The sequence below is a fragment of the Streptomyces sp. NPDC056160 genome (genome assembly GCF_042268205.1).
Taxonomy (GTDB): domain Bacteria; phylum Actinomycetota; class Actinomycetes; order Streptomycetales; family Streptomycetaceae; genus Streptomyces.
In genome coordinates, this window is record NZ_JBHJUW010000231.1 from 1 (window position 1) to 8,448 (window position 8,448).

Sequence of the window (8,448 nt, forward strand, 5' to 3'; positions counted from 1 at the left end):
CCTCCGCGCAGGCCTCCGCCGCCGGTTCGTCGGCCGCGTCCGCCGCCCGCAACGCCGCCGCCGCAGCGACGGCCTCGGCGCAGGCCGCGGCCTCCGCCGGGGTCGCGCAGTCCGAGGCGGCCGAGGCCAAGCGGCAGGCGGCCATCGCCTCGACCGCCGCGAACCAGGCGACCAACGCCGCCTCCACGGCGCAGGCCCTCGCCAACCGGGCCGCCACCGCAGCACGCGACGCCCGCGACGCCGCCAACGCGGCCGCCGAGCACGCGGACAAGGCGGCCGACGCGGCCGAGGAGGCCGTGAAGTACGCGGGCCAGGCCCGCGACTACGCCAACAAGTCGAATGCGTACGCGGCCGAGGCCGTGAAGGCCGCCGACACCGCCACCCAGACCGTCGCCGAGGCCGTCGAGGTCGAGAAGGCGGCGCGCGAGGCGGAGCTGAACAGCCTGTACCAGGATCGCGACCAGGGCATCGAGGAGGCGGAGGCCCTCGCCCAGGCCGAGGCGAAGGAGCAGGCGGAGTACGAGGGCAAGCGCCTCCAGCAGCAGCGGATCGCCCAGGAGACGCAGGACTGGCTCGACAAGGCCACCGCGGCCCTCGCCGCCGAGGACTACGGGCTCGCCGCGACCCTCGGCCGCAAGGCCGCCGTCCGCTTCCTCGGCGCGAGCGGCAACTGGTCCCGCGAGGCCGCGCAGTTCGCCCTCGCCGGGGACGACATGGACATCCTGAACTGGGTCGACCTCGACCGGATGGTCGCCCAGGGCCAGGACGACCGGGAGACGGTCCTCTACATCGCCCAGACCTCCGACCCCGCCGTCTCCGCGGCTGCCGCCGCCGCGCTCGCGGACGGCAGTACCGCCGCCATCGGGGACTTCGTCACCTCGGGCATGATCCGCTCCGGTTCGGAGGAGAACCGGGTCCGCATCGGGCGCATCCTGGCCGCCAAGCCGGGCAAGGCCGTCACCAAGGCCGCCAACGACGCGCTCGACGCCAACACGCCCGAGGCGCTGCAGAAGTTCTTCGACCACGACCTCGCCGAGGCCGTCAAGGAGGACGACGCCGTCACCACGGCGACCGTCATAGCCCAGGGCGGCGAGTACTCCAAGGCGTACGCGGCCGTGTCGATGGCCGGGCCGACGTGGATGCGGCGCCGTTTCGTGGAGTCGGTGCAGTACCGCGCCGCGCAGCTCGACTTCGACTCGCTCAGCCACTCCGCCGCCATGCGGGCCGCGATCGCCGCCGCCGCGAAGATCGCCCAGGAGGCCCAGCAGAACGCCGCGACGGCATCCCAGGCGGCCGCCCTCGCCAACAACGCGGCCGATCAGGCCGAGGCCTGGGCCAAGAAGGCCGTCGAGGCGTCCGACAAGGCGAAGGACTACGCGACGGAGGCGAAGAACAACGCCGACGCCGCCGACAAGTCCGCCGCCGACGCCAAGGCCTCGGCCGCCTCGGCCGCCGCCGCCGCGGCCACCGCGCGCAGCGCCTCGCGCTCGGCCAACTACTCGGCCAACAAGGCCGTGGACTCCGCCCGCAGCGCGCTCCAGTCGTCCTACCAGGCCCGCGCCTCCGCCGCCTCCGCGCGCCAGTCCTCGCTGGAGGCGGGCAAGGACGCGCAGGCGGCCGCCGACGCCGCGACCGAGGCCCGCAAGATCGCCTCGGACAAGCGGCAGGCCGAGATCGCGAAGGCGGCCCAGGACGCGGCCCAGAAGGCCAAGGAGGACCGCGCCAACAACCGCAACCCGGCCGACAACGAGCACAACGACCAGGTCAACCCGCACGGCACCGGCCAGGGCGGGGACGACCCCTGGTACTCGGACGCGGGCTGGTGGGCGGACGCCTTCGAGTGGACCAGCATGGCCACCGGCCTCGTCGCCGGAGGTCTCCTCGTCGCCTCGGCGTTCTTCCCGCCGGCCGCGCCCGTGCTCGGGGCGATCGCCGGCGTGCTCGTCGGCGTCTCGGTGGCCACCTCGGCCCTCAGCACCGTGTGCAACGGCATCGAGTACGGCTTCACCAGCGGCAAGTTCGCCGTGTCGGCGGGCAAGACGGTCCTCAGCGTCGCGGCCATCGGCGCGGGCATCACGCGCGTCGTGCCCAAGGTCGCCGCACCCGTGGCCAGCGGCGTCTCGAAGGTGGCGGACGGGGTCTCCTCGCTCGTCGGGAGCTTCTTCTAGCAGGCACGCGGGCCGCCGTCCGGTGACCGGGCGGCGGCCCTGCCGCGCCGGCACCGGCCCGCAGCACGAGCCGGACACCGACGGCCCCGGGCCACCCGCACCCTCGTGCGTGCCGACCCACCCGGGCCGGTGGAGCCTGAGCCGTACCGGCCGCATGTGCCTGGACGGCGCCGAGGTCACCGCCTTGGCCGGGCCCCGGCCCACCCTGACGCCCGCCGGGGACGACGTGGCGATGGCGCCGCGGGGCGACACCTGCGCGGGCGGGGCCCGGCGCCGCCCTGGCCGCCGTTCCACCACCGTTCGAGGCGTGAGCACGGCGTCCGCCCCGTGGCGCCCGGCCCCGCACCTCACCGGGGCCTCCCGCGCCGCTACACCCGGCTCGTGGTCGCCGTGTCCGACGACAGCCGTTGGGCGAGGTAGATCGGGATGACGGAGAGCAGGACCAGGACGGCCGCCACGACGTTGACCACGGGGGCCTGGCGCGGCCTCGTCATGTTCCCGAAGATCCACACCGGCAGCGTCTGGACACCGGGCCCCGCCGTGAAGGTCGTCACCACGATCTCGTCGAAGGACAGCGCGAAGGACAGCAGCGCGCCCGCGAGCAGCGCCGAGCGCACGAGCGGGAAGGTGACGTCGGTGAAGGCGCGGAAGGTGTGGGCGCCGAGGTCCATCGCCGCCTCCTCGTACGAGCCGGAGGTGCGGCGCAGCCGGGCCACGACGTTGTTGAAGACGACGACGATGCAGAAGGTGGCGTGTCCGACGACGACGGTGAACAGGCCGAGGCCGACTCCCAGGGGGGCGAGCACGGTGGAGAAGGCGGAGTTGAGGGCGATGCCGGTGACGATGCCGGGCAGGGCGATCGGCAGCACCACGACGAAGGAGAGGGTGCCGCGGCCGAAGAAGCGGTGCCGGGCCACCGCGAAGGCGATGAGCGTGCCCAGGACCAGGGCGATCGCGGTGGCGCCGAGGCCGGCCTCGACGGAGACCCACAGGGCGGCGCGGGCACCGGAGTTGTGCCAGGCCGCCGACCACCAGCGCAGGGTCAGTCCGGGGGGCGGCCAGCTCGCGCTGCGGTCGGGGTTGAGCGAGTTGACGAGGACCAGCAGCAGCGGGACGTAGATGACCGCGAAGCCGAGGCCGGCGGCGACGCGGAGCGCGATGCGCGCCCGGCGGGAGAGCTGCATGACGGCGATCCCCTCGGTGCGAAGTGGTCGGAGGCTGGGTGCGGCCGGAAGCGGCGTGCTGTCAGAGGCTTCAGAGACTGCTGAGGGCGCCGGTGCGGCGCATCGCGAGCAGGTAGAGGACGATGACGACGACGGGGACGGTGCCGAGGGCGGCGGCCATGGGCAGGTCGAGTTCGATGTCGGAGTAGACGAGGTTGCCGATGAGCTGGGTCTTGCCGCCGACGATCTGGACGGTGATGTAGTCGCCGAGGCTGAGCGAGAAGGTGAAGACCGACCCGGCGGCGACCGACGGCAGCACCATGGGCAGCACCACCCACCGGAAGGTCCGCCAGGGCCGGGCGCCGAGGTCGGCCGAGGCGTCGAGCAGCCCTGCGGGCAGCCGTTCCAGCGCGGTGTGCACGGGCAGGATCATGTACGGCAGCCAGAGGTACGTCAGGGTCAGCACCGTCGCGGGCAGCCCGTACCCGGGGCCGGAGAGCCCGAACGGCTCCAGCGCCCAGTCGGCGAGCCCGCCCTGCGCGAGGATCAGCCGCCAGGCGTAGACCTTGACCAGGTAACTCGCCCACAACGGGGTGAGGATCGCCACCACGAGCAGCGGGCGCCACCGCGGGCGGGCGACGCGCGCGGTGTAGAACGCGAGCGGGAAGGCGATCACCGCGCACAAGGCGGTGACCGCGAGGGCGACCCCGATGCTGCGCACGATCACCTGCCGGTAGACCGGTGTGGTCAGCAGGGCGTGGAAGTTGTCCGCGGACCAGACCTTGACGACCGCGGAGGTGAAGGTGTCCGTCGTCCAGAAGGCGGAGACGAACAGCACGCTCAGCGAGCCGAGGTAGAGCACGGCGAGCCACAGCAGCGGGGCCGTCAGCAGCAGCGAGAGCCGCAGCCGGGGGCGGCGGTGCAGTGCCCCGGCCAGCCGCCGGGCCGCACCGGGCGCGCGTGCCGCGTTTCGCGCGGTGGCGTCGGTCACGGCTCAGCCCTTGATCTCGGTCCAGGCCCGCACCCACTGGGCGTAGGGCACGCACGTGACGTCGGTGCGGCCGTCCAGGCACTGCTCGATGGGTGTGTTCCAGAAGGCGATCCGCTTCCAGTACTCGGTGTCGGCGGCGTGGTAGGTGGTGCAGAAGTTGCGGTCGCTGGTGTGCCCGCACGCCGCGGCGTTGGCGGGTGCCTCGCCGAAGTACTCGGCGACCTGGGCGTTGACCTTCGGGGAGACGATCCAGTCGAGCCACTTGTAGGCGCAGTTGGGGTGCTTGGCCTTGGCGGAGACCATCCAGGTGTCGGACCAGCCGGTCGAGCCCTCCTTCGGGACGAACGCCCTGACCGCGGCGCCCTCGGAGGCGGCGAGGTTGGCGATGACCTGCCAGGTGGTGCCGATCACGGAGTCACCGCTCTTGAAGGCGGAGACCTCCTTGAGGTAGTCGCCCCAGTACTCGCCGATGCTGCCGTTCTGCTTCTTCAGCAGGGCGACGGCCGCGTCGAACTGCTTCTGGTCCAGCGCGTAGGGGTCCTTGATCTTCAGTTCGGGGCGGGTGGCCTTGAGGTAGAGGGCCGCGTCGGCGATGTAGATGGGCGAGTCGTAGGCGGTGACGTGCCCCTTGTACGTCGCCGCGCCGTCGAAGACCGCCGACCAGGAGGTGGGGGCCGGTTCGACCTTGCGGGTGTTGTACATGAGCAGGTTGGCGCCGCGGCCGTGCGGGATGCCGTACGCCTTGCCCTTGACGGAGTTCCAGGGCTGCATCTTCAGATCGGGGAAGATGCCGCTGTAGTTGGGCACGAGAGCGGTGTTGACGGGGGCGGCGTCACCGGATGCGATCAGGCGCAGGGAGGCGTCCCCGGAGGCCGACACGGCGTCGTACTGGCCGGTTTTCATCAGCTTGACCATCTCGTCGGAGCTGGCGGCCACCTTGGAGCGGACCTGGCAGCCGGTCTGCCGCTCGAAGCCGCTGACCCAGTCGGCCTTGGGGTCGTCGGTCCCGTCCTCGACGTACCCGGCCCAGGCGATCAGGTCGACCTGTCCCTCCGTGCGGCCCAGGTGGGCGGGTGCCTTCAGGTCGGGCGGGTTGAGGCCGCCGGCGGAGGAGCCGCCCCCGCCGGAGGAGCCGCAGGCGGTCGCGGCGAGCAGGGTCGCGGCGGCGGCCGCGGCGAGCAGGGTTCGGGCGGGGCGCATGACGTGCCTCCCAGGGGACGGGAACGGTTCAGCGGGCGTCGGGGACCTGGACGGTGTGCCGGCGGTGCCAGGTCAGGCGGACCCTGGTGCCGCGGTAGGCGGCGACGTCCTCGGCGGAGGTCTCCAGGTTCTGCTGGAGCGCCGTGAGCCGGCCGCCGGCGTCGAGGTCGACCAGGAAGCGGGTGGAGTCGCCGAGGTAGACGACCTCGGCGACGGTGCCCGTGGCGGTGGCGTGTCCGGGCTCGTCCGCGACGGCGGCCTCCTCGCGCACGCGGATCCGCTCCGGCCGGACGCTGTGGACGCCGCCGGTGCCGAGGATCCGCCGGGCGGACTCGCCCCGGATCAGGTTGGAGGTGCCGACGAAGGACGCGACGAAGGCGGTCGTGGGCCGCTCGTAGATCTCGGCGGGCGTGCCGACCTGCTCGATGCGGCCCTCGTGGAAGACGGCGACGCGGTCGCTCATGGCGAGCGCCTCCCCCTGGTCGTGGGTGACGAGGACGAAGGTGATGCCGACCTCGCGCTGGAGCGCCTTGAGTTCGGCCTGCATGCGCTCGCGCAGCTTCAGGTCGAGGGCGCCGAGCGGTTCGTCGAGGAGCAGCACCCGGGGGCGGCCGACCAGGGCGCGGGCGAGGGCGACGCGCTGGCGCTGGCCGCCGGACAGGGCCGCCGGGCGACGCTTGCCGTAGCCGTCCAGGCGGACCTGGTCGAGCGCCTCGCGGGCCCGCACCAGCCGCTGCGCCTTGGGCACCTTGCGGACCTTGAGGGCGTAGGCGACGTTCTGCTCGACGGTCATGTGGGGGAAGAGGGCGTAGTCCTGGAAGACGGTGTGGACGTCCCGCTCGAAGGGGGCGAGGCCGGTGACGTCCCGGCCGCCGAGCGCGATGCTGCCCCCGGTGGGGGTCTCGAAGCCGGCGATCAGGCGCAGGACCGTGGTCTTGCCCGAGCCGGACGGCCCGAGCAGGGAGAAGAACTCCCCGTCCCCGATCTCCAGGTCGACCCCGGCCACCGCGGTCGTCCCGCCGAACGTCTTGCGCAGGCCGTGCAGCCGGATCGCGCTTCGCTCCATGCGGGAACCTTTCTGGCGCTCACGTACGTTGCACGGAAACATATGAAGTCATAGTTCAAAGCTCAAGACCGCCTCCGGGCACGACTTGGGTCCGCGGGCGAGGTGGTGGCCTTGAATCAGCAAGTCGGCGCCCGTGCTGCGGTGTTCGCTCCGGTGGAGGGCCGGGCGCGGGTGGACGCGGTGGTGGGCCGGATCGGCGACGCCATAGAGCTGGGTCTGCTGGCCGACGGGGAGCAGTTGCCCGGCGAGAGCGAACTGGCCGGTCGGCTCGGGGTGTCCACGGTGACCCTGCGGGAGGCACTGGTGGCGCTGCGGCAGCAGGGCCTGGTGACCACCCGGCGCGGTCGCGGCGGCGGCAGCTTCGTCTCCCTGCCCGAACTGCCGGGCGGGGAGCGGCTGCGGGCCCGGCTGAGCGGCTGGAGCACCGAGGAACTGCGCGACCTCGGCGACCACTGGTCCGCCCTGTCGGGTACGTCGGCCCGGCTCGCCGCGGAGCGCACGGCGCCGGACGATCTCGCGCACCTGCACCGGTCGGTCGAGGAGTTGGGGTCGGCGGGCGGGGCGGCGGCGCGCAGCCGGGTGTACGGCCGTTTCCACGTCGAACTGGCGGCCGCCGCGCAGTCGGCCCGGCTCACCCGTGAGCAGGTCGCGCTCCAGCGGGAGGTCGGTGCGCTGCTGTGCCTCGTGTTCGACGACGACGCGTATCGTGAAGAAGTCGCGGAGCGGCAGCGCGGTGTCGTCCGTGCCGTGCAGGATGGCGCCGGTGAGGCGGCCCGCGCGTCGGCCGAGCGGTGCGTCCGGGGTGCGGCGGCGCGGCTGATCGCCGTGCGGCTGGCCCTTTAGGAGCGCTGTCCGGGGCCGGCCGCGCCCGCGAGAACCGCTGCCGGGGCTCGCCCGACTCCGGTTACGGCCGGTGGAGGGCGCGATGAGCAGGAGTCCTGGCCTCGCCGTGGCGGCGGCGGCCGGCGGCAGCCGCGCCGAGGAGCGCGTCGCCGCGCGGGTCGGCCTTGCCCTGGAGGCGGTGTTCGAGGCGGTCGCGGAGACCGGCGCCGACACGGCGGCGCTGCTGGGGCGCGTACGGTCCCGGGGGCGGCGGCCGGTCAGCGCGGACCTCGCCGCGCTGCGGCCCGGTCTGCATCTGCGGTTGCGCCGTGCGGAGTTGATGTCCGGAGTCGGGTTCGTCGCCGCGCCGGGGCTGCTGGCGGACGTGCCGGGATGGCTGGAGTGGTGGCAGGTCGCGGCCGGGGGCGAGGTGCGGCCGCTGCTGCTCGACCTGGATCCGGGGCGGTCGGCGTACGCGGACTACACCCACTGGGAGTGGTTCGCGCTCCCGCGCGACACCGGCCTGCGGGCCGTGGCCGGGCCCTACGTCGACTACCTCTGCTCCGCCGAGTACAGCCTGACGCTGTCCGCACCGGTGCGCGGGGCGGACGGCTTCGCCGGGGTGGCCGCGGCGGACGTGTACCTGCGGCACTTCGAGGCGGCGGTGCTCCCGCTGCTGCGGCAGTTGCCCCGGGCCGCCCATCTGGTGAACGCGCGCGGCCGGGTGGCCGCCTCCGCGGATCCGGCGCATCTGGCCGGATCCCTCACCCGCGGACCGGACTTCGCGGCGGTACTCAAGGGGGCGCGCGGGGTCGACGACGGCGGACGACGGCTGGTGCCGTGCCGGGGCGTACCCCTCGTGCTGGTGGTGGGCGGGGGCGAGGGGCCGGGGGGCCGGGGGGTAGTGCGAGGGGCGGGGGGCGGGGGGCGAGCGGGTGCGCGGGGCCGGCGGTCAGCAGAAGCCGCGGAGCGAACGGATGCGCGAGGCCGGCGGTCAGCAGAAGCCGCGGAGCGAACGGATGCGCGAGGCCGGCGGTC

Annotated in this window: 5 protein-coding genes and 2 pseudogenes; 3 read left to right on the plus strand and 4 right to left on the minus strand. The window is 73.8% G+C overall.

Going from position 1 to position 8,448, the window contains the following annotated elements; genetic code table 11:
* Window positions 1–2,168 (plus strand): annotated as a pseudogene (locus tag ACFC02_RS40385) (hypothetical protein); the annotation flags it as partial.
* A 368-nt stretch (window positions 2,169–2,536) separates the two neighbouring features.
* Here ACFC02_RS40385 and ACFC02_RS40390 read toward each other — a convergent pair.
* From ACFC02_RS40390 to ACFC02_RS40405, 4 genes are all read right to left on the minus strand, one after another.
* The gene (locus ACFC02_RS40390) at window positions 2,537–3,352 is read right to left on the minus strand and encodes an ABC transporter permease (protein WP_376367662.1); all 816 of its coding nucleotides are present in this window, start codon (window positions 3,350–3,352) and stop codon (window positions 2,537–2,539) included.
* A 70-nt stretch (window positions 3,353–3,422) separates the two neighbouring features.
* The gene (locus ACFC02_RS40395; RefSeq protein WP_376367664.1) at window positions 3,423–4,322 is read right to left on the minus strand and encodes an ABC transporter permease; all 900 of its coding nucleotides are present in this window, start codon (window positions 4,320–4,322) and stop codon (window positions 3,423–3,425) included.
* A gap of 3 nt (window positions 4,323–4,325) precedes the next feature.
* Window positions 4,326–5,522 (minus strand): ABC transporter substrate-binding protein, encoded by a 1,197-nt coding sequence (locus ACFC02_RS40400; RefSeq protein WP_376367666.1) that lies wholly within the window; start codon window positions 5,520–5,522, stop codon window positions 4,326–4,328.
* A gap of 28 nt (window positions 5,523–5,550) precedes the next feature.
* Entirely contained in the window at window positions 5,551–6,588 is a 1,038-nt protein-coding gene (locus ACFC02_RS40405; protein ID WP_376367668.1) for an ABC transporter ATP-binding protein, read from the minus strand.
* 111 nt (window positions 6,589–6,699) lie between these two features.
* On the opposite strand from ACFC02_RS40405, the gene ACFC02_RS40410 reads away from it, so the two are divergent.
* Window positions 6,700–7,431, plus strand: coding sequence for a FadR/GntR family transcriptional regulator (locus tag ACFC02_RS40410; protein WP_376367670.1), 732 nt, complete (start codon window positions 6,700–6,702; stop codon window positions 7,429–7,431).
* A gap of 82 nt (window positions 7,432–7,513) precedes the next feature.
* Window positions 7,514–8,281: pseudogene (locus ACFC02_RS40415) on the plus strand (cache domain-containing protein); the annotation flags it as partial.
* Window positions 8,282–8,448 lie beyond the last annotated feature (167 nt).

What these genes read in the sequence shown, in the direction of transcription:
- ACFC02_RS40390 (WP_376367662.1), bottom strand. Translation starts at nt 3,352, where the DNA reads ATGCAGCTCTCCCGCCGGGCGCGCATCGCGCTCCGCGTCGCCGCCGGC.
- ACFC02_RS40400 (WP_376367666.1), bottom strand. Translation starts at nt 5,522, where the DNA reads ATGCGCCCCGCCCGAACCCTGCTCGCCGCGGCCGCCGCCGCGACCCTG.
- ACFC02_RS40405 (WP_376367668.1), bottom strand. Translation starts at nt 6,588, where the DNA reads ATGGAGCGAAGCGCGATCCGGCTGCACGGCCTGCGCAAGACGTTCGGC.